Annotated in this window: 18 protein-coding genes and 1 tRNA gene; 8 read left to right on the top strand and 11 right to left on the bottom strand. The window is 75.0% G+C overall.

Going from position 1 to position 19,561, the window contains the following annotated elements; translation table 11 throughout:
- Positions 1-342: 342 nt before the first annotated feature.
- Positions 343-492 carry a hypothetical protein gene (locus CP969_RS34615; RefSeq protein WP_016826132.1) on the top strand — a complete coding sequence of 50 codons (150 nt, stop codon included), beginning with the start codon at positions 343-345 and terminating at the stop codon, positions 490-492.
- On the opposite strand, the gene CP969_RS15180 is transcribed toward CP969_RS34615, so the two are convergent.
- Together CP969_RS15180 and CP969_RS15175 are read right to left on the bottom strand one after the other, a co-directional pair.
- Positions 489-1,892, bottom strand: coding sequence for an amidase (locus CP969_RS15180; protein ID WP_016826133.1), 1,404 nt, complete (start codon positions 1,890-1,892; stop codon positions 489-491). The two genes, CP969_RS34615 and CP969_RS15180, sit on opposite strands and share 4 nt — an antisense overlap.
- Positions 1,893-1,909: 17 nt before the next feature.
- A complete protein-coding gene (locus tag CP969_RS15175; RefSeq protein ID WP_016826134.1) occupies positions 1,910-2,857 on the bottom strand; it encodes a D-2-hydroxyacid dehydrogenase in 948 nt (315 codons plus the stop codon).
- A gap of 101 nt (positions 2,858-2,958) precedes the next feature.
- Between CP969_RS15175 and CP969_RS15170 the strand changes: the two genes are divergently transcribed.
- From CP969_RS15170 to CP969_RS15160, 3 genes are all read left to right on the top strand, one after another.
- Positions 2,959-3,351: a hypothetical protein gene (locus CP969_RS15170; protein WP_016826135.1), complete on the top strand. Its 393-nt coding sequence runs from the start codon at positions 2,959-2,961 to the stop codon at positions 3,349-3,351.
- Positions 3,348-4,094: a maleate cis-trans isomerase family protein gene (locus CP969_RS15165; RefSeq protein WP_016826136.1), complete on the top strand. Its 747-nt coding sequence runs from the start codon at positions 3,348-3,350 to the stop codon at positions 4,092-4,094. The genes CP969_RS15170 and CP969_RS15165 overlap by 4 nt, the downstream gene beginning before the upstream one ends.
- A 119-nt stretch (positions 4,095-4,213) precedes the next feature.
- The gene (locus tag CP969_RS15160) at positions 4,214-5,320 is read left to right on the top strand and encodes an LLM class flavin-dependent oxidoreductase (RefSeq protein WP_016826137.1); all 1,107 of its coding nucleotides are present in this window, start codon (positions 4,214-4,216) and stop codon (positions 5,318-5,320) included.
- On the opposite strand, the gene CP969_RS15155 is transcribed toward CP969_RS15160, so the two are convergent.
- On the bottom strand, positions 5,296-7,254 hold the full coding sequence (locus CP969_RS15155) for a putative bifunctional diguanylate cyclase/phosphodiesterase (protein ID WP_039831155.1): 1,959 nt from the start codon (positions 7,252-7,254) through the stop codon (positions 5,296-5,298). The genes CP969_RS15160 and CP969_RS15155 overlap by 25 nt on opposite strands.
- Positions 7,255-7,690: 436 nt before the next feature.
- On the opposite strand from CP969_RS15155, the gene CP969_RS15150 reads away from it, so the two are divergent.
- Positions 7,691-8,908, top strand: a complete 1,218-nt coding sequence (locus CP969_RS15150; protein ID WP_016826139.1) for a M6 family metalloprotease domain-containing protein — start codon at positions 7,691-7,693, stop codon at positions 8,906-8,908.
- Between the two features lie 62 nt (positions 8,909-8,970).
- On the opposite strand, the gene CP969_RS15145 is transcribed toward CP969_RS15150, so the two are convergent.
- The 7 genes from CP969_RS15145 to CP969_RS15115 form a co-directional block, all read right to left on the bottom strand.
- Positions 8,971-9,044 (bottom strand) — tRNA-Lys (locus CP969_RS15145).
- A complete protein-coding gene (locus tag CP969_RS15140; protein ID WP_026085154.1) occupies positions 9,035-9,637 on the bottom strand; it encodes a bifunctional DNA primase/polymerase in 603 nt (200 codons plus the stop codon). The genes CP969_RS15145 and CP969_RS15140 overlap by 10 nt, the downstream gene beginning before the upstream one ends.
- 175 nt (positions 9,638-9,812) lie before the next feature.
- A complete protein-coding gene (locus CP969_RS15135; protein WP_004987681.1) occupies positions 9,813-10,178 on the bottom strand; it encodes a hypothetical protein in 366 nt (121 codons plus the stop codon).
- A 284-nt stretch (positions 10,179-10,462) separates the two neighbouring features.
- The gene (locus CP969_RS15130) at positions 10,463-11,818 is read right to left on the bottom strand and encodes an AAA domain-containing protein (RefSeq protein WP_004987685.1); all 1,356 of its coding nucleotides are present in this window, start codon (positions 11,816-11,818) and stop codon (positions 10,463-10,465) included.
- Positions 11,815-13,440 (bottom strand): hypothetical protein, encoded by a 1,626-nt coding sequence (locus tag CP969_RS15125; protein ID WP_016826140.1) that lies wholly within the window; start codon positions 13,438-13,440, stop codon positions 11,815-11,817. The genes CP969_RS15130 and CP969_RS15125 overlap by 4 nt, the downstream gene beginning before the upstream one ends.
- Positions 13,431-14,603 carry a hypothetical protein gene (locus tag CP969_RS15120; RefSeq protein ID WP_150474934.1) on the bottom strand — a complete coding sequence of 391 codons (1,173 nt, stop codon included), beginning with the start codon at positions 14,601-14,603 and terminating at the stop codon, positions 13,431-13,433. The genes CP969_RS15125 and CP969_RS15120 overlap by 10 nt, the downstream gene beginning before the upstream one ends.
- Complete coding sequence (locus CP969_RS15115; RefSeq protein WP_016826141.1) at positions 14,554-15,513, bottom strand: phosphatase PAP2 family protein; 960 nt, start codon at positions 15,511-15,513, stop codon at positions 14,554-14,556. The genes CP969_RS15120 and CP969_RS15115 overlap by 50 nt, the downstream gene beginning before the upstream one ends.
- A gap of 178 nt (positions 15,514-15,691) precedes the next feature.
- Here CP969_RS15115 and CP969_RS15110 point away from each other — a divergent pair, with 178 nt between their 5' ends.
- Positions 15,692-16,288 carry a histidine phosphatase family protein gene (locus tag CP969_RS15110; RefSeq protein WP_004987693.1) on the top strand — a complete coding sequence of 199 codons (597 nt, stop codon included), beginning with the start codon at positions 15,692-15,694 and terminating at the stop codon, positions 16,286-16,288.
- Between the two features lie 137 nt (positions 16,289-16,425).
- Here CP969_RS15110 and CP969_RS15105 read toward each other — a convergent pair whose 3' ends face one another.
- Complete coding sequence (locus CP969_RS15105; protein ID WP_026085156.1) at positions 16,426-17,883, bottom strand: hypothetical protein; 1,458 nt, start codon at positions 17,881-17,883, stop codon at positions 16,426-16,428.
- A 296-nt stretch (positions 17,884-18,179) separates the two neighbouring features.
- Here CP969_RS15105 and CP969_RS15100 point away from each other — a divergent pair, with 296 nt between their 5' ends.
- Positions 18,180-18,647, top strand: coding sequence for a hypothetical protein (locus CP969_RS15100; RefSeq protein WP_039831629.1), 468 nt, complete (start codon positions 18,180-18,182; stop codon positions 18,645-18,647).
- Positions 18,648-18,691: 44 nt separating this feature from the next.
- Positions 18,692-19,561 carry a spermidine synthase gene (locus CP969_RS15095; protein WP_004987697.1) on the top strand — a complete coding sequence of 290 codons (870 nt, stop codon included), beginning with the start codon at positions 18,692-18,694 and terminating at the stop codon, positions 19,559-19,561.

The following is a 19,561-nucleotide window of genomic DNA, read 5'->3' as shown; positions in this document are numbered from 1 at the left end:
GGCTACCCGATGCGATGCGGGTTATTCCGGCCAGTTCCGGCCCCGTTCGGCGGCCGGGCGGTCCTGACCGGCGCGGGACCCTGGGACGCACGGCTGACCGCTGCCGCGGGATTGCGCTGGTCAGACGCGATGTCGCGGGCACGGCCCGGCTGCTCGGCGACCGGGTGCCCGGCACCCGCGCCGCCGTCTGGAATTCCCTCCCGCCGACCGGTGGCGCACATCACGCCACATGAGCGCACAACGAGACCCAAGCCCTTTTCCCGCCCTTCGCGGAATCCGGGCCACCGCCGGAGAATCCGGCCGTCCCTCCCCTTTCCGGGGGATCTCCGCTCTTTCTCCCGCGTGGGCACCGCACCGGGCACGCGGTCCCACGGCTACGGCCGCGAGGTCCGCCCCGGGGGCACGGTCGTGGACCCGGCCCCGTTCCACGAGCGCAACGACCCGTGGCACACCGGCGCGGCGGGGGAGACGCCCGGCTCCCGGCGGGCCTAACCCCCGGTCGCCACCCCGGCCTCGTACAGCGCGTGGGCCGCGCGCAGCACCAGGGCGTCCCGGTGGCGGGCGGCCACGAGCTGGAGGCCGATCGGCAGCCCGTCGGCGTCGGTGCCGACGGGGACGGTCGCGGCGGGCTGCTGGGTCATGTTGAAGGGGTAGGTGAACGGGGTCCAGCCCGTCCAGCGGTGGTGGCCCGACCCCTTCGGCACCTCCGCGCCCGCCTCGAACGCCGTGATCGGGAGGGTGGGGGTGACCAGCAGGTCGTAGCGGTCGTGGAAACGGCCCATGCGGTGCCCCAGGTCCGTGCGGACGTCCACCGCGGCCAGGTAGTCCAGCGCCGAGCACCGGGCCCCGGCGGCGCAGATCTCCCGCAGCCCGGGGTCGAGCACCTCCCGCTGCTTGCGGGAGAGGCGCTGGACCGCGCGGGCGGCCCCGGTGAACCACAGGGTGTGGAAGGCGTCCACCGGCTCGGTGAGATCGGGGTCGGTCTCCTCCACGTACGCGCCGAGTCCGGCCAGCCGCTCCACCGCCCGCCGGACCGCCGCCGCGACCACCGGCCGCACCGCCACCTGCCCGCCCAGCGACGGCGAGTACGCCACCCGCAGCCCGCGCACCCCGCCCGTCAGCCCCGCCGCGAAGGACTCCGGCGCCGGTCCGAGCGCCGACCAGTCGCGGGAGTCGGGCGCGGCGATCACGTCCATCAGCAGCGCCGCGTCCGCCGCGTCCCGGGTCATCGGGCCGACGTGCGCCAGCGTCCCGAAGGGGCTCGCCGGGTGGAGCGGCACCCGCCCGTACGTCGGCTTCAGCGCGAAGATCCCGCAGAACGCCGCCGGGATGCGGACGCTGCCGCCGCCGTCCGTCCCCAGTGCCAGCGGCCCCGCGCCCCGCGCCACGGCCGCCGCCGCGCCCCCGCTGGAGCCGCCGGCGGTGCGCGCCGGATCGTGCGGGTTGCGGGTGACGCCGCTGAGCGGGGAGTCCGTCACGCCCTTCCAGCCGAACTCGGGGGTCGTCGTCTTGCCGAGGAACACGGCGCCGTGCTCCCGCAGCCGGGCCACCGCGGGGGCGTCCTCGTCCCAGCGGCCGCCCGCCGGGTCGATCGCCCGCGATCCGCGCAGGGTGGGGGCGCCGCGCAGCAGCAGGAGGTCCTTCACCGTGACCGGCACCCCGTCCAGCAGCCCGCACGGCTCCCCGCGCCGCCACCGCCGCTCGGACGCCCGGGCCCGCTCCAGCGCGTCCTCGGCGAACAGGCGGACGAACGCGTTCAGCTCCGGCTGGATCTCCTCGGCCCGCCGCAGCGCCGCGCGGGTGACCTCCACCGGGCTGAACCCGCCCCCGCGGTAGCCGTCGAGGAGCCGTACGGCGCTCAGTGCGGTGAGATCATCGGCGAGCTCGGTCATCCACCCTCCCGGGGACGTCAGGGGCCGGGTACGTACCCGCGTCGCTTGTCGACCACGTTCACCAGCGGCCTGCCCGCCGCCCACAGCTCGTACAACTCCACGAACTGGGCGGCGAGCTCGTCCCGCCAGCCCACCGTGTCCCCGCTCATGTGCGGCGACACGACCAGCCCCGGCACCCGCCACAGCGGGTCGTCGGGGGTGAGCGGCTCGGACGCGAACACGTCCAGCGCCGCGCCCGCGATCCAGCGCCGCCGCAGCGCCTCGGCGAGCGCCTCCTCGACGACCAGCTGCCCGCGGCCGACGTTGACGAAGTGGGCGGAGGGCTGCATCACGCCGAAGCGGCGGGCGTCGAACATGCCCCGCGTCCGGTCGGTGAGGGGCGCGGCGGCGATCACCCAGTCCGCGCCGGCGATCAGCCGGTCCAGGTCGTCCGGGCCGTGCACGCCGGCGCGCGGGGCGCGGCCGACCAGGGCGGTGGTGACGCCGAGCGCCGTGAGCGTACCGGCGATCGCCCGGCCGATCGGCCCGGAGCCGACCACGACGGCCCGCGTTCCGGCCACCCTGCGCGTCTCCCGGTGCCGCCAGGTCCGCTCCCGCTGGAACTCCAGCGTCCGCGGCAGGTCCTTGGCGAAGGCGAGGACGAGGGCCGCGACGTACTCGGCGATCGGCCGGTCGAAGACGCCGCGCGCGTTGGTGACCACCGTGTCGGAGGCGGCCAGCTCCGGACCGAGCAGATGGTCCACGCCCGCGCTCGCCGTGTGCACCCAGCGCGGGCGGGGGCCCTCGCCGGGCCACGCCTCGCGGACCGCGTGGGAGGTGAAGTCCCACACCAGCAGCACGTCCGCGTGCGGAAGGCGCTCGGCGAGCGTCGAGGCGTCGGCGTGCTCGATCCGGACCCGACCGGTGAGCCGGCCGAGACGGGGGAGCGGATCGGTGCCCAGGACGAGCAGCGTGGGAGTGGTCATGGGCCGCCGTTCCTCCGGGATGGCCGGGAGTCTCCGTGGGTCCGGGAGTCTCCGTGGGGCCAGGAGTCCTTGTGGGTCCGGGATGCTCCGGGACGCACGGATTGACCACGCTCGCACCCGAACGCACCGTCGTCAACACGGCCGTTCCCGCGGTCCGTCGCGTGCGGGGCGTGGGAACCCACCGGGAGGTGGTGGACCGGGGCCGGCGGACGGCGGTGCGCGGCCGGCACGGCGCGGCGGACGTGCGGTCCCCGTCGTGCGCCGACCTGCCGGCCCCTGACCTGATCCCGCGGCCGGAGGCAGAGTTTCGCATACCGGTCATCTCGGCCAACCAGGTGACCGGGTGGGCGGCATTGCGCCGATTGGGTACCCGAGCGGTAGGACCGTATCGGGCGCTGGTCGACGTGACGGCGCGCTCCGGGACCGCGCTGCCGGGCCAGGTGTCCGGCGCCGTGGGGCCGGAGAAGGAGAAGCAGCAGGAAGGCTGGTCATGACCGCACTGGGATTCCTCTACCCGGGCCACTCCGCAGAGGACGACTATCCGCGCATCGAGCAGCTGCTGGGCAGCGACATCCGGGTGGACCTGGTGCACACCGACGTCGGCGTGGACGCGCACCGGGCGGACGCGCTGCGGGCGGACGTGCTGCGGGAGATGGGCTCGCCCGAGCGGCTGGGGGCCGGGCTGAGGGACCTGCGGCTCTCGGGTGCCGAGGCCGTGGTGTGGGCCTGCACCAGCGGCAGCTTCGTGCACGGCTGGGAGGGCGCCCACGAGCAGGTGCGCTCCCTGGCCCGGGCGGCGGGGATGCCCGCGTCGTCCACCTCCTTCGCCTTCGTGCACGCGCTGCAGGAGATCGAGGTGCGGCGGATCGCCGTCGGGGCCACCTACCCGGACGACGTGACCGCGCTCTTCGTCGACTTCCTGCGGACCGGCGGGGCGGAGGTGACCGGGGTGCGCAGCTCCGGGATCACCGCGGCGGCGGAGGTCGGCGCCTGGGGCGAGGCCGAGCTGTTCGCCCTGGCCCGCGGGGCCGACACCCCGGACGCCCAGGCGCTGCTCCTGCCGGACACGGCCCTGCACACGATCGCCCACATCCCGGCCCTGGAGAAGGAGCTGGGCAAGCCGGTCCTCACCGCCAACCAGGTCACGGTCTGGGAGGGGCTGCGCCTGGCCGACCGCCGGGTGAACGCCCCGGAACTGGGCGCGCTGTTCACCAGGGAGCCGATCGTGCAGGTGTGAGCGCGCCGCGGGGCCGCGGCGCGGGCGGAATAAGCGGGGGCCGTCCCCTGTTGCCGGCCGGAGGAGGACGCGCGGACGGCGCGCCGACCGCGCAGGCGACACACAGGAGGCACCGCACCGTGGCCGCAGACGACACCGCAGCCGACGAGATCCGAGGCACGGCCCGGGGGACCGCACCCGTTCCGCTGTCGGTGCTCGACCTGGTCACCGTGGGCGCCGGCAGCACCGCGGGCGACGCCCTGCGCACCAGTGCCGCCCTCGCCCGCCTCGCGGAGGCGCGCGGCTACCACCGCTACTGGGTCGCCGAGCACCACTCGATGCCGGGGGTGGCCTCCTCGTCCCCCGCGGTGATCCTGGCGCACCTCGCCGCCCACACCGACCGCATACGGCTGGGCTCCGGCGGCGTCATGCTCCCCAACCACGCGCCGCTCGTCATCGCCGAGCAGTTCGGCACCCTGGAGGCCATGGCCCCCGGGCGGATCGACCTCGGCCTCGGCCGCGCCCCCGGCACCGACGGCGCCACGGCGGCGGCCCTGCGCCGCACCGACAGGCTGAACGAGGGCGCCGACGACTTCCCCCAGCAGCTCGCCGAGCTCGTCCGCTTCCTGGACGACGACTTCCCCGACGGGCACCCGTACCGCAGGATCCACGCCGTGCCCGGCCCGGTGCAGGGCACCTCGCCCGGCGGGGTGCAGTCCCCGCACCGCCCGCCGGTCTGGCTGCTCGGCTCCTCCGGCTTCAGCGCCCGGCTGGCCGGCCTGCTCGGCCTGCCGTTCGCCTTCGCCCACCACTTCTCGGCGCAGAACACCCTCCCCGCGCTGGACCTGTACCGGGAGGCCTTCCGGCCCAGCGAGGTCCTCGACGCGCCCTACGCCCTGATCGGCGTCTCCGCGCTCGCGGCCGACGACGAGAAGGAGGCCCGCCGCCAGGTGCTGGCCGCCGCACTGAACATGGTCCGGCTGCGCAGCGGCCGCCCGGGCCTGGTGCCCACCCCGGAGGAGGCGGAGGCGTACCCCTTCACCCCCATGGAGCGGGAGTTCGTCGACTCCTGGAACGCCAACGTCGTCCACGGCACCCCGGACGAGGTCCGCGCCGGACTGGACGAGCTGCAGAAGCGCACCGGTGCCGACGAGCTGATGCTCACGGCCAACGCGCACAGCGGTGAGGTGCGGCTGCGTTCCTACGAACTCATCGCCGACTCCTACGGGTTGCCGGCCCCCGCCTGAACCCCGGACGCGCCCAGCAGCTCGGAGATGCGGTCCGGCGGCACCGGGCGGGAGTACAGCCAGCCCTGACCGGTGTCGCACCCGATCCGGCGCAGCCGGGTGGCCTGCGCCGAGGTCTCCACGCACTCCGCGGTGACCGTGAGGCCGAGCCGGTGGGCGAGCTGGACCATCGCCTCGACGATCACCTCGTCGGCCGGGTTCGGCGGGGCGGCGGAGCGCTCCTCGTAGGGGAAGCCCCGGACGAAGGCGCCGTCCAGCTTGAGGACGGACACCGGCAGCCGGCTGAGGTTCGCCAGGTTCGAGTAGCCGGTGCCGAAGTCGTCGATGGCGATGCGCACGCCCATGTCGCTGAGCTCCCGCAGGACCTGCAGCGGCCGGCCGGACGAGCCCATCACCGCCGATTCCGTCAGCTCCAGCTGGAGCAGCCGCGGCGCGAGACCGGTGTCCGCCAGGATGCCGGCGACGTCCGCCACCAGGTCGGAGTCCCGGATCTGGCGGACCGCCACGTTCACGCTGACGAAGATCGGCGGCTCCTCCGGGTGCTCCTCCTGCCAGCGGCGGGCCTGCCGGCAGGCGGTGCGCAGCACCCAGCGGCCGAGCGGCACAATCGAGCCGTCCTCCTCCGCGAGCCCGATGAACCGATTCGGCGTCAGGGTGCCGAACCGGGGGTGGTTCCAGCGGACCAGGGCCTCCACGCCGTGCACCCGGTCGTCCTCCATGCCGACCAGCGGCTGGTACTCCAGCGCGAACTCGCCCCGCTCGATGGCCGGGCGGAGGGCGGAGGCGAGGGCCTGGCGGGTCACCCGGTGGGCGTTGCGCTCCGGGTCGAACAGCGTCCAGCGGGCCCTGCCGTCGGCCTTCGCCCAGTACAGCGTGGTGTCGGCGGCCTGCATCAGCGCGGTGGGCGTGGTCCCGGCGGTGTGCCGCTCGACCACCCCGATGGACGCGGAGACCGACAGCCGCTGGCCGCAGAGGTCGAAGGGGACCTGGATCGCCCCGAGCACCGACTCGGCGAGGTCGGCGAGCTGTTCGGTGCCGGTGGAGTCCTCCACCAGCAGGGCGAACTCGTCCCCGCCGAGCCGGGCGACCAGCGGGGCGCCGGTCCTGCTCCGGCCGGTCTCCCGCGCGCAGCGCGTCAGGCGCTCGGCGACGGCGGCCAGCAGCCGGTCGCCCATGCGGTGGCCGAGGGTGTCGTTGATGGCCTTGAACCCGTCCAGGTCCACGTGGCACAGCCCGATCCGGCCGGTGCCGCTCCGCTCGTACGACTCCGCCTCCAGGGCGGCCGTCAGCCGTTCGAGGAACAGGGTGCGGTTGGGCAGCCGGGTCACCGGGTCGTGCAGCCGCGCGTGCCGCAGCCGGGCCTGGAGCTCCCGGCGGGTGCTGAGGTCGGTGACCGAGAGCAGGACGCCCTCGTCGTCGGCGGGCAGCGGGGCGACCGTCACCCGCACCCACGGCGCGTGCCCCTCGGGGTGCTTCAGCCGGCGCGTGCAGCGCAGCTTCGCCTGCCGTCCGCGCAGCACCTCGCGGTAGGCGTGCCAGATGCGGGCGTCGGAGGAGAGGTCCACCAGATCGGCGGCGACGGCACCGGTCAGGGTGTCCTGGTCGCTGCCCAGCAGGGTGGCGAGGCTGCCGTTGGCGCTGACCACCATGCCCTCGCGGTCGACCACGGCCATGGCGAGCGGCGCGACCGCGAAGGCGGCGCGGTACGACGGAGACGCCGGGGACGGAGGGGACGCGACGGACAGGGGGGACGGGGAGGACGTCGGAGACGGTGAGGACGCCGGGGACGGCGAGGAGACCGGAGACGCCGGGGAGGCCGGGGAGGTCGGGGACGACAGGGATTCGGTACGGGAAGACGTAGCGATCTCACTCTCTGTGACGTCTGGTCGGTCGAGCTCCGTTGTGGGCGCCGGCCCTTCGGACGTTCCGCTCACCTCTCGCTCCCGCAGTGCACTCGATCGCTGTCCGTGCAGGAAAGTCTGCCGATCATAGAGGCCGACATCGGGCCCTTTTCGATACTGTCCGGTCTCCGGGGCGGTCCCGCATCTCTTCCCGACCGTTTCCGTCCGTCCGATGGGCGGCTTCGACAGGCCTCCGACCAGTTATGACGTTCCGTGCGTGGTGCGACGGGCCCGGGGCGTCCCAGGTGCCGTCCCCCGGGGGAAGACCCGGCATTCTCACCCGTCCGGTGCAGCTGAACAGGGCGTAATACGACAAACACACACACTCTGGGTGCGGTGTCCCGTGAACCGTCTCCCGGAGGTCCCCGTGCCGCGTCAGCTCCCCCTGAGAGGACGAGCACTCGGCCGGGAAGCCCTCCGGGCACTGCGCCGTCCGGGTGTACGGCCCCGGCTGCGCAGCACGGCGGCGATGTGCACCACCATGTCGGCGCTCGCGGCGACCTCGATGGTGTCCGTCCCCTCCTCCGCCGGACCCTTCTCCGCGGAGCCCTGCGTCCTGACCCGCACCGACGCGCACCACTCCGAGGGCCTGGACACCTGGAACGCCGCCTATCCCCGTCCGTCCCGCCGGCTGGACGCGGTGATGGTGTTCCTGTCCTTCCCGGACTCGCACCCCCTGACCACGCCCGAGGAACTCGCCGCCGACCACTTCCCGGCCACGAGCGACTTCTTCCGGCGGGCCTCCTACGGCAGGTTCACGCTGCGCCCGCACGCCCTGCGGCACTGGATCCGGATGCCGCTCCCCTCCACCGCGTACGCCATACGGCGTGACTGGTCCGTCCCCCACCGGGCGGCCTATCTGCACGACGCGCTCGCCGTGGCCGACGGACAGGTCGACTTCTCGAAGTACGACATCGTGTACCTGGTCGCAGACCCGGACGCGCCGGGCGTGGACTCCGACGCCACGAAGGTCGTCAACCTCGACACCCCGCTGCGGGCCGACGGCACCGACATCCGCCGGATCGTCACCGTCTTCGAGAACCACCCCCCGGACCGGCTGGTCCTCGCCCACGAGACCGGGCACGTCTTCGACCTGCCCGACCTCTACCACCGGCCCGTGGACGGCAAGGGCGACTGGGACACCCACGTCGGCGACTGGGACCTGATGGGCAGCCAGTTCGCGCTGGCACCCGACCTGTTCGGCTGGCACAAGTGGAAGCTGGGCTGGCTGGACCCCCGGCAGGTGCGGTGCGTGCGGGGCGCCGATCCGGTGCGGCTGACGCTGGAGCCGCTGGGGGCGGGGCCGGGGGTGCCGGTGACGGGCGCGGCCGGGGCGCCGTCCTTCGGGCTCGGCGGGGGCGTCAAGCTCGCGGTCGTGCGCACCGGCGCCGACAGCGTGCTCGCCTTCGAGGTCCGCGGCCCGGTCGGCAACGACGCGGCGACCTGCCGGCAGGGGGTGCTGGTCTACCGGGTGCGCAGCGCCACCCAGTCCGGCGGCGGCCCCGTCGAGGTCATCGACGCCCACCCGCACACCGAGGCCTGCCGGGCGGACTCGGTCTACCCGCCCCTCGCCGACGCCCCGGTCGCCCTCGGCGAGACCTTCACGGTGCCGGGGGAGTCCGTACGGGTGGAGGTGGAGGGGCGCACGGCCTCGGGGGCGTGGACGGTGAAGATCACCACGGGGTGATCACCGACGGGGACGCATGCGGAGAAGGCCCCCCGCTCTCGCGGGGGGCCTTCTCCGTGTCGTGCGCCGCCAGGGACTCGAACCCCGGACCCGCTGATTAAGAGTCAGCTGCTCTAACCAACTGAGCTAGCGGCGCCTGCTGACGTCGTAGACATTAGCATCCCGGTCGGCGGGAGGAAAAATCGATATCCGCACGGCCGCGCGAGCCGCCCGTACGGCCGCCCAGAGCAGCACCTCCGGGCCCGGTAACCAGGGATGACGCGTGTCCGGGGCGACCAGCCAGCGCGAGTCGGAGCGGACCGCGGCGGCCGTGGTGTCGAGGAGGGCCGGGACCGTCACCGCGTCGCCGGTGCCGTGGCACAGCAGCGGTGGAACACCGCCGGCGCGGCCGTGCCCGCGGTCGTGCGCGCCCCACTCCTCCCACTCCAGCAGGACCGGCAGCCGCTGGGCCGTACCCGGCGCCGCGAACAGCAGCATCCGGCCCCGGAACTCCGCCACCGGCCCGGAACCCGGCCCCTCCTCCCACATCCGGTCCAGCATCCGGCGCCCGAAGATCGCGGGCGCGCTCACCACGTCGAAGGCCACGCCGCAGGGCAGGACGACCGGAGCGGTCGCCCGCTCCGCCCAGTGCGAGAGGGTGCTGCGCGGAGACGTTCCCGCCGAGGCGAGCCAGGCGGCACCGTCCGGGGTGACGCCACCGGCGTCGGAGGCATTCCGTGGACTGCTCATGCCGCACAGATCTACCCGCCGTGAGGGAACGGTTTCCCAGGGTTGCCGGAATCCGGGACGCGGTGCCGGGAGAGGGGGTAGGGTGCCCGCCCGGCATATGCCACGTCTGTTCAAGCCCGGGGCGGTGGGTCCACCGGGCCCACAGGACCCACAGGAATCCCAGGACCCACCGGGCTCACACCGGGTCGGTGTCCTCCGGGCCTTCGCCGCCGCGCATCAGGCCCCGCCCGAACTCGACCATCTTCTTCGCGTAGTCCTCGGTCCACTCGGCGCGCTCCGCGATGTCGGCCGTCGTCAGCCGGTCGAAGCGCCGGGGATCGGCCAGCTGGGCCGCCGCCACCGCCTGGAACTCCATCGCCCGGTCCGCCGCGGCACGGAACGCGAGCGTCAGCTCCGTCGCCCGCTCCAGCAGCGCGCGCGGATCGTCGATCGACTCCAGGTCGAAGAAGTGCTCGGGATCGGCGGCCGACGCCGCGGGCTCGAACAGCAGGGGCGCGGGGCGTAGCCGCGGTTCGTCCCGGCGCGGCGTGGGCTCCGCCATGATCTCTCCTTCTCGTACGTCGTGGTCGACCCGCCGGGGCGATCCACCGGGATGCGCCTTCGGGGAAGCGGGCCACCGTCCATTGTCCCGCGCCTTCGCAAGAGGGCCTCGCCCCGCCGCCGGGGCCGCCACCGCACGCGGTGCTCGGTGAGGTGGGCGAAGGACCGCGTGCGGTGGCCCCCCAACCGTCCGGGCCGTGTTCACCGGCCGCCTGCGGCGGCGTGCCGGGCTCCGTCCGGCGAGGGGTGGGGCCGGTGTGCGCCGTCCGGTGGGCGGAGGCCGGGTCAGGGCCGCCACCGCACGCGGTGTTCGGCGAGGTGGGCGAGGACCGCGTGGTTGGCCTCCCAGCCGTCCGGGAACTTCACGAGCGTGCCCAGCTGGACCGGCTCCGTGGACGGGTAGTCGTCCAGCAGGTCGTCCACCCCCGCCCGGCACACCACGATGCACGCGTGCCGGTGCCGGGAGGCGAGCACGCACAGCCGGCCCGTCTCCAGGTGGAAGGCGGTGGCGTCGGGGCGGCCGGAGAGCGGGTGCAGGACCACCGTGACGTCGTACTCCCGGCCCTGCAGACGGTTCGCCGTGTCGACCGTGACGTCCGTCACGCCCAGCTCCGCGAGCGCCGCCCGCACCGCCGCCGCCTGGTCCCGGTGCGCGGTGCCGACGGCGATCCGGCCGGCGGTCAGCGCGACGGGGTCCGGTGACCGCTCGGAGGTGGTCGCGCCGCCGCGGTCCAGCAGTCTGCGCACGACCGTCGCCACCGCCCGCACCGCCTCCGGGTCCGTGCGCGGGGTGTGCCGGGCGGGCAGCTCCAGCAGGCCCCAGCCGGACTCGGCCGCCTCGTCGATCACCCGGTCCGGGCCCGAACCGTCCGGCGGGACGGCGAGGGTGAGCCCGCGGTCGCCGTGGCCGGTGCCGCTGCGGAACGGCGTGTACGGGTAGAAGGCGTCCGACACCAGGGGCGCCGCCGAGGCCGGCAGCCGCCACGACACCGGCAGCCGGTGCTGCGGCAGGCCGGGGTTGTGGGCGAGCAGGGTGGTCACGGCCGACGCGGACGGGTCGTACGACAGGCCCGCCCACTGCTCGCTGCCCACGATCGCGAACGGGTCGAGTTGCCCCGGGTCGCCCACGAACAGCGCCCGCTCGAACAGGTTGGCCACGGCGAGCAGCGCGTCCGAGCGCATCTGGTACGCCTCGTCGACGATGGCGTGCCGCCACGGCTCGACGCCCTTGACGTGCGCCCACTTCGCCGCCGTCGACAGGACCACGTCCAGCCCGGCGAGATCGGCCGCCTTCGCCGACGTGCGGACGTTCTCCAGCGCGTCGAGCGCCTTGTCGTACGGGTCGGTGTCGCTGCTGTGCAGCCGGCCGACCGGCAGGTCGGGGTTCTTCTCGGCGAGTCGCAGCACCAGGTCGTCGACCTGCGCGTTGGTCTGCGCCACGACCATCAGCGGGCGGCCCGCCGCGGCCAGTTCCAGGGCCGCGCGGACCACCAGGGTGGACTTGCCGGCGCCGGGCGGGGAGTCCACGACGACACCGCGCGCGGTGCCGTGCAGGGTGTCGTCCAGGATCGCGTCGGTGGCGCGGGCGGCCGCCGCACCGGGGTCGGAACCGGCCGGGGAGGCCACGGCCTCGGTGATCAAAGAAGGTCCTCCTCGGTCACGGGGTCGGCGGTCTCCGGCACGGCGGCCTCCTCGCCCGGCGGGCCGCCGTGCGTCCACGGCGTCTCCTCCGGATCGGGCAGCTTCGCCCCGCCGCGCGGTTCGTGTTCGAACAGCGTGAAGCACACGCGGTCGCCCTTCTCCGGCACGGACCCCTCCTCGGGCTCCTTGCCGCGGCCCATCTTGTCCATGATCCGCAGGACGATCAGGAGGCCGTCGTCACCGCCGCCGTCGTCCGGTCCGCCGTCCTCGTACCCGGCGAACTCCGCCGTCTGCGGCTTGCCGCCCAGCGTGCGGTACACCCGGGTCCGCTCGCCCAGGTGCGGGCGGTCGTCCGTGCGGACGGTGACCAGCGGACGGGGGCTGGGCCGTTTGCTCTCGCTGTACGCCATCACCACGTCGACGACCTCGCCCGCGAAGGCCTCCCCGGCCAGCCGCCGGCCCGCCATCACCAGCGGATCGTCCAGGGCCTCCTGGGCCTCCAGGCGGGCCTGCTCCCGCTCGCGCACGGCGAGCTTGTTGGCCGCGGTGACGGCGTCGTCGCGGCGCGGCTGCGGCGGCTCGCCGGCCAGGACGCGGTCCCGGTGACCGGTGAACGACCAGCGGTCGCGCGTCCACCGCTCCTCGACGCGCGCGCCCTGGGGCAGTTCCCGCAACAGGTCCAGGCCGCGCCACACCGCGTCCCAGGTGGGACGTGTGCGGCTCTCCACCAGCGCGCGGATGTCCCGCTCGGCGGCGGTCAGGGCGCCGAGGCGGGCGTCGGCCTCCAGCCCGTCCTCCGCGGCGGCGAGCGCGGTGCGGGCGCGGTCGTAGCGCTCGATGGCCGGGGCGAGCAGTTTGTTGTCGAACGCCGGGTCGGTCGCCGGGCCCGCGGGCGGGCACACCAACTGGCCGTCGGCGTCCCGCGCCAGCTCGGCCTCCTGCGCGGCCTCGGCGCCGGAGCGTCCCTCGGGCGGGGCGATCCAGGCGAGCAGCGCCCCCAGGTGCTGGTCCTCCAGGGTGGACTGCCCGGTCGCCCAGTGCCGGGCCAGGACGTCGGTCATGGCCAGCAGCAGCGACGAGCCGGGCACCCGGGCCCGCTCCCCGAAGTGCGTCAGCCACCGTCCCAGCAGCGGCACCCGGGGCGGCGCCGGGAACGGGGTCTCGGGATCCTGCTCCGCCGTGCGCCTGAAGCGCATGGACCGGCCGAGGAGCCGTACGAGGTCGATGCCCGCCCGGCTCGGCACGATCAGCTGGGGCGCGTCCGCGCACAGTTCGACCTCGACCTTGACCCGCTTGCCGGTCTCCGGGTCGGTCTCGGTGCGCTCGGCCGCCTCCACGGCGCCGGCGAATCCGTCGACGTAGGGAAGGACCACGTCGGCCAGTTCGGCGAGGAACGCGAACCTGAGGTCGCGGTCGCGCGGCTGCGGGACGACCAGCAGCCGCGGCGCGTCCCGGTCGGTGCCCACCAGCGCGCCGAGCGGGGCGCCCGCCTCGCCGGCGGTGGTGAGCGGCACGAACACCAGGGGCCGCGTCGACAGGTGCCGGTGCCGGACGGTGGCGGCGGGCCGGGCGCGGCCGGTGCTGACGGCCTCGAGGCGGGCGAGGGTGGAGATCAGCGACAAGGGGCCACCTCCCGGACGGCGGCGGGAGCGGCCGCGGCGGCGGTGCCCAGCGCCTCCGCGCGCAGGGCCGCCGCGCGCCGCAGTGCCGCCACCACCGGGTCGTCGGGGTCGCCGGCCTGGCCGTGGGCCGCCGCCAGCACGTCCCGGACGGTCGTCAGGCCCCCCAGTTCCGCGCGGACCGGACGGCCCAGGGAGGTCACCGCGCCGGCCGCGCGGGAGCGGTCCCGGCAGTGGAAGGCCAGCTCGCACGCCGACAGGCACTCCGGCGCGTAGGTCGCCGGGACCGACTCCACGGCCGCCGTCAACTGCTCGGCGGGCAGTTCCGGCGAGAAGCACGTGCCCTCCGGGAGCGTGTCGGCGATCTCCTCGATCCGGGTGAGCCGGGCCAGCTGACGGGCGGTCACCGCGCGCTGCTTGCGCACGTCCACGGCCGACGCGGTGGGCAGGTTGGAGAAGTCCTTGGGGCACACGAGCAGGATCCGGTGCCGCACCCGCGGGGGAGGGTCGAGCCGGCCGGCCACCTCCTCGAGCGCCAGCACGTACACCGCCGCCTGGCGGGCCGCCGCGCCGACCCTCGACGGGTCCGCGGCGCCGTCCAGCATGGGGAAGGACTTGATCTCCACGACCGTCCAACTGCCGTCCGGGTGCACCACCACCGCGTCCGGCTCCAGGAAGGCGGGGGAGCCGGCGACGTCGAGCGCGAGCATCGGGTGGTCGAGCAGCGTCCAGGTGCCCGGGGCCGCGGCGGCGGCCTCCGCGGCCTCGCGCAGTGCCAGTCGCGTACGCTCCAGGCGCCCCGCGGGGCCGGGAGCGGTCAGGTCGGGCACGCGCGCGGCGGTGGGCGGTTCGGCCGAGCGGTCCAGCTTCTCGTGGGCCAGCCGCAGCAGTTCGGTGCCGCCGTCGGCCTTGACCTTCGCCTCGAACGCGTTGCCCCGCACGAACGCGAACTGGGACTGCCCGAAGACCGACGGCGAGCCCAACGCACTCGCCAGCGCCGCCTTGTTCACCCCGGCGCCGTCGAGGATCGCGCGCCGTCTGCAGCCCGGGTTGGCGGCGAGGGCGGCCAGGGCACGCGCGTCCAGCGCCTTGGCCTGGACCTCGGGGCCGCGCAGCTCAGCGAGCCGGTGCCGGAGCTTCCTCTCCGGCGTCCGAGGGGGAGGCATCCGGCTCGGATTCCGGTCCGTACCGCGACTGGTGCTGCCACTGCCGTGGAAATCGCTCACCCGCGGAAGTCTGGCATCCTGCACTGACAATCGGGGAACGGGTGCCGGAGGAGTCCGCCGCGACCGGTGTGGGACGGGGCAGGAACCGGGACTTGACCCGGTCCGCGTACCGCATCACGGCCGGGGTCAGCAGCAGTCCGACGCCCATGACGGCCGCCCCCGCGAGCGCGTCGAGGAAGTAGTGGTTCGCGGTGCCCATCACCACGATCGTGGTCACCAGCGGATAGACCACGGCGGCCGTCCGCGTCAGGCGCGTCCGCCCGCACTGCCACAGGATCACCCCGCACCACAGCGCCCAGCCCACGTGCAGACTCGGCATCGCCGCGTACTGGTTGGTCATCCCGCCCAGGCCCCGCGGGGCGCTCGCCTCGCCGCCCCACCACCCCCAGGAGCTGTAGTGGGCCATGGTGTCCACGAAGCCGTGGCTCGCGTCGAGCAGCCGGGGCGGACAGGTGGGCAGCAGGGTGAAGCCGATCAGACCGATGAAGGTGGACGTCATCAGCCAGGTGCGGGCGGCGCGGTAGCGCACCGTGCGGGACCGGAACAGCCAGACGAGGACCGCGGGCGTCACCAGGTAGTGCAGCGACGCGTACCAGAAGTCGGCCGGTATGCCCAGCCACGGTTCGCGGGTGAAAAGGCGGTTGAGCGGGTGCTCGGCGTTGAGGTGCAGGGCCTTCTCGATGCGCAGGATCGCCAGACCGTGGTCCACGGCGTCGGAGACGTCGCCCCGGACGATCAGCCGCCCCGCCGAGTAGCAGGCGTACACCAGGACGATCAGCGGTAGCTCGGTCCACCAGCGCAGCCGGGTCGCCGGGGCCGCCTCGATGCCCGGTTTCTCGGTGTGCGGCATCCGATCGCCCTCCCCCTTCGTTCTCACGCCCGTCGGCGGCCAGTCACTCTACGGTGTGCGCGTCCCCGGTGAGACACCCTCGGCCCTGATAGACGTCGGTACCGCCCGCCGGGTTGCCCGTGACCGGAGTGGGCGATGATGGAGGAGTTCCGTCCGCGAATTTCCCGAAAGGTCTCCCATGGCACCGCGCATCCTGCTGGCCCGGCACGGACAGACCGCCTGGTCGCTGTCCGGCAAACACACCGGCAGGACCGACGTACCGCTCCTGGAGGAGGGCCGGCGGGGCGCCAAGCTCCTCGGCGAGCGTCTGCACCGGGCGCCGTACGACGGGCTGCCGGAGGCCGAGGTGCGCACCAGCCCGCTGGTCCGCGCGCGGGAGACCTGCGAACTCGCCGGCTTCGGCGAGCGCGCGCAGACCTGGGACACCCTCATGGAGTGGGACTACGGGGCGTACGAGGGCATGACCCCGGCCGAGATACGGGCCGCCCGGCCGGACTGGCTCATCTGGCGCGACGGCGTCCCCGAGGGGGAGACCCTCGCCGGGATGACGGCCCGCGCGGACGAGGTGGTGGCCTGGGCGCGCTCGGCCGACCGGGACGTGCTGGTCTTCGCCCACGGACACGTCCTGCGCTCCATCGGCGCCCGCTGGCTGGGCCTGCCCCTCGACTTCGCGGCCCGCATCCGCCTCAACCCGACGTCCCTGTCGGTCCTGGGCTGGGCGTACGGGGAGCCGGCCATCGAGAGCTGGAACGACCTGGGGCACCTGGCGGCCTGAGCGGCGGCCGCCGGCGCCGGGCCGGGGGCTCGGCACCGCGCGGCCCCCCCGCACCGCGCGGTTCCCTGCACCGCTCGTGGCCGCTCGGACCGCGTGTGACCGCTCACACCGCGCGGCCGTTCACACCGCGCGGACGCTCAGACCGCGCGGGGGAACGAGGCGTGGCGGTCCAGGAACGCCGACACGTCCGAGGCGCGGCGGTGCGGGAGCAGGACGCGGGACGTGCCCGCCAGCATCGTCTGGACCCGGGACGACTGGACCTCGGTCAGCAGGTCCAGCACCCGCATCCCGGCCCGGGCCGCCTCGTCGGGGCGTCCGCCGCGGGCCAGGTCGTCCGCCAGCTCGGCCGTGTACAGGGCGATGTTGCGGGTGAAGTGCGGGTCCTGGAGCTCCGCCGCCCGCCGCGCGTGCCGGGCGGCGCGCGGCCAGTCGCCCAGGGTCGACCAGCACTGCGCCTCCAGGCCCTCCAGCTCGGCCTCCCCATAGAAGCTCATCCACTCCGGGTCCGCCTCCGAGGGCCCGCGGTCGAAGTAGGCCTGGGCCCGAGCCAGGGCCTGCTCGCAGCCCGCCCGGTCGGCGAGCCCGGCCCAGCCGCCCGCCTCGCGCAGCGCCAGCAGCGACATCAGCCGCGGCGAGCCGAGCGGCCGCGCCACCCGCTGTGCGGCCTGCGCCGCCCGCACCGCCTCCCGGGGCCGGCCCGCGTCCCGCGCGAGGAACGCCGTGTTGCAGAAGGCGTGCGCCTCCAGGCCCGGATCCCCGGTCACCCGCGCGGTCGCCAGCGCCTCCGCGTAGTGCGAGCGCGCGTCGTCGAAGCGGCCCGAGTCGTGGGCCAGCCAGCCCACCGAGATGGCCAGTTCACCGGCGCCCGCGTAGAGCCGGTCCGCCGTCCGCTGCCGGGTCGCGCCGGCGTCCAGCAACGCGTAGGCGGCGCGCAGGGGGGCCGCCGCGCGCCGGTAGAGGCCGTCCGCCCCGTGCCGGTCGTCCAGCAGCCGGATCCGGCGGACGGCCTCCTCCAGCGCGCCCGCGTCGCTCTCCCCGGCGCGGCGCACGGCGCGCTGTGCCGTCGAGGCGTCCGGGGCGAACCCGAGAGGGCCCAGTGAGGCGGCGGCCACCGTGGCGCCTCCGCCGGTCATGAATGCGCGACGCAGCACGTCGCTCTCCTCTTGGTCGTGCGTGTCGTACGTGGTGTACGTGTCGTACCGGTCCTGTGTGTCATACGGCTCGTCCGCCACGCGTGTCTCACCCGTGGCGTCCGCCGGGCGTCCGGGGCGCGCCGAAGGCGTGTTCCCGGTCTCCCGGGCCCGGCGTCCGCGGACCGACGAACGGGGCGCGAAGCCCAGGTCGGTCAGCGTGCGGCCGGGGAACATGTGCAGGAACACCCGTTCATAGGCGTAGTTGGGACAGCGGATCTCGCCCGCCTCCACCCGGTGCACGTACCGCGCGTCACAGCTGACCCGCTCACCGATCTCGCGGGCGGCCCGGCGGACCGCCGCGGCGAACTCGGCCGGCGAGCGCGGTCCGCGCAGTTGCCGGAAGACGAGGTTGGGCCGGGGTGGCCGGTCGGGCTGGGACGAGGGCACCGTTGACGACGCCATGGCCGGGTCCTCTCTGCGAACCGTCGAACCATGCCGGTTTCGAGGCGAGTTGTCCGGTTGTCGAAGTGTCGCCCTGTTTCCGGCGGGCAAGAACGTACCGGCTGTGACGGATCCGCCACGCGGAGTTTGGCCACAAACCGGATATCTCATCCGCGATCCGCCATGATCTGCCATCCTTTGCGGCGCACTTTCACCGTTGCCGTTGACGGCCCGGCGCGTTGAACCCCGTGGACCGGGAGGCCCCCGACTCCCGACCCGCTCGTGTTCAGGCAGGAATGTGTGTGGTGGAGGCCGGGATGGTGACCAGCCAGAGCAGCGATCCTCTGACGCCGCCGGGTGCGGCGTCGAGCGCACCGCCGGGCGCGCCGGCGACCGGACGCGGGGCGGCCGCGGCAGGCGGCGCACCGCCCTTCGAAGCCCCCGGGTGCGACGTGGTCACGGTTCCCGCGCGGCAGGGTCTGGAGGCGGTCGACATCCTGCGGCGCGGTGCCGGTGAAGCGGTGGGGCCCGTCCTGCACGACGACGGTGGCGACACGCTCGGCTTCCTGGTCCCGCCGGGGACGGCCGCCGCGTGGGACGTGCCGGGCAGCACCTGTACGGAGACCGACGGCCGCGGGCTGCGGCCCTCCCCCGGGCCGCCGGTGGAGGGCTCGTACTGGCTGGTGCCCCCCGGGGAGGCGGACCCGGCGACGGACCCCGCGGTACTGCGGGCGGCCCTGGACGAGGCCCAGCGACTGATCGAGGCGGCGGACCGCTGCTGCTGACGGACCCCGTCCGGCCGACGGTGGACGCCTGGGACAATGTCCCCATGGGAAGGTCCAGGAACCCCGGGCGCCGGCGGGCCGCCGCCGAAGCCGTCACCGAGAGCGTCGACGGGGGACTCGCCCAGCTCGTCCCCGACCGGGAGCGGTCGCGGGCCTGGACGCTGCTGGTCGACGGGGCCCCGCAGTCGCACGTCGACCTGGACGACCCCGCCCACCTCTCCTTCGAGTACCAGCGCCGGTTCGGCCACGTCGTCGACCTCTTCGCCCCGCCCGGCAAGCCGGTGCACGCCGTGCACCTCGGCGGCGGCGCGTTCACCCTCGCCCGGTACGTCGCCGCCACCCGCCCCCGCTCCACCCAGCAGGTCGTCGAGCGGGACGCGGCGCTGGTGCGCCTGGTCCGCCGCGAGCTGCCGCTGGACCCCGGGGCACGGATCCGGGTGCGCTCGGCGGACGCCCGGGAAGGGCTCGCCAAGGTGCCGGACGGATGGGCCGGCCTCGTCGTCGCCGACGTCTTCAGCGGGGCCCGGACACCGGCCCACCTGACCTCGACCGAGTTCCTCGACGACGTCCGCCGGGTGCTCGGACCCGGCGGGGTCTACGCCGCCAACCTCGCCGACGGGCCGCCGCTCGCGCATCTGCGCGGCCAGATCGCCACCGCGGCCGCCCGGTTCGCCGAACTCGCGCTGATCGCCGACCCCGCGGTGCTGCGCGGCAAGCGCTTCGGCAACGCCGTCCTGGTCGCCTCCGACGCGCCCCTGCCGATCGCCGAGCTGACCCGCCGCGCCGCCTGCGACCCGCACCCGGGCCGGGTCCAGCACGGCAGGGAACTCGCGGACTTCACCGGCGGGGCGGCCCCGGTGACCGACCTGGCGGCGGTGGCCTCGCCCGCGCCGCCCCCCTCGGTGTTCCGGTGA

It is taken from the genome of Streptomyces viridosporus T7A (genome assembly GCF_008704515.1).
Lineage (GTDB): Bacteria > Actinomycetota > Actinomycetes > Streptomycetales > Streptomycetaceae > Streptomyces > Streptomyces viridosporus.
Note: the sequence above shows the minus strand (reverse complement) of the source record. Positions and strands in the feature narration are given on the sequence as shown.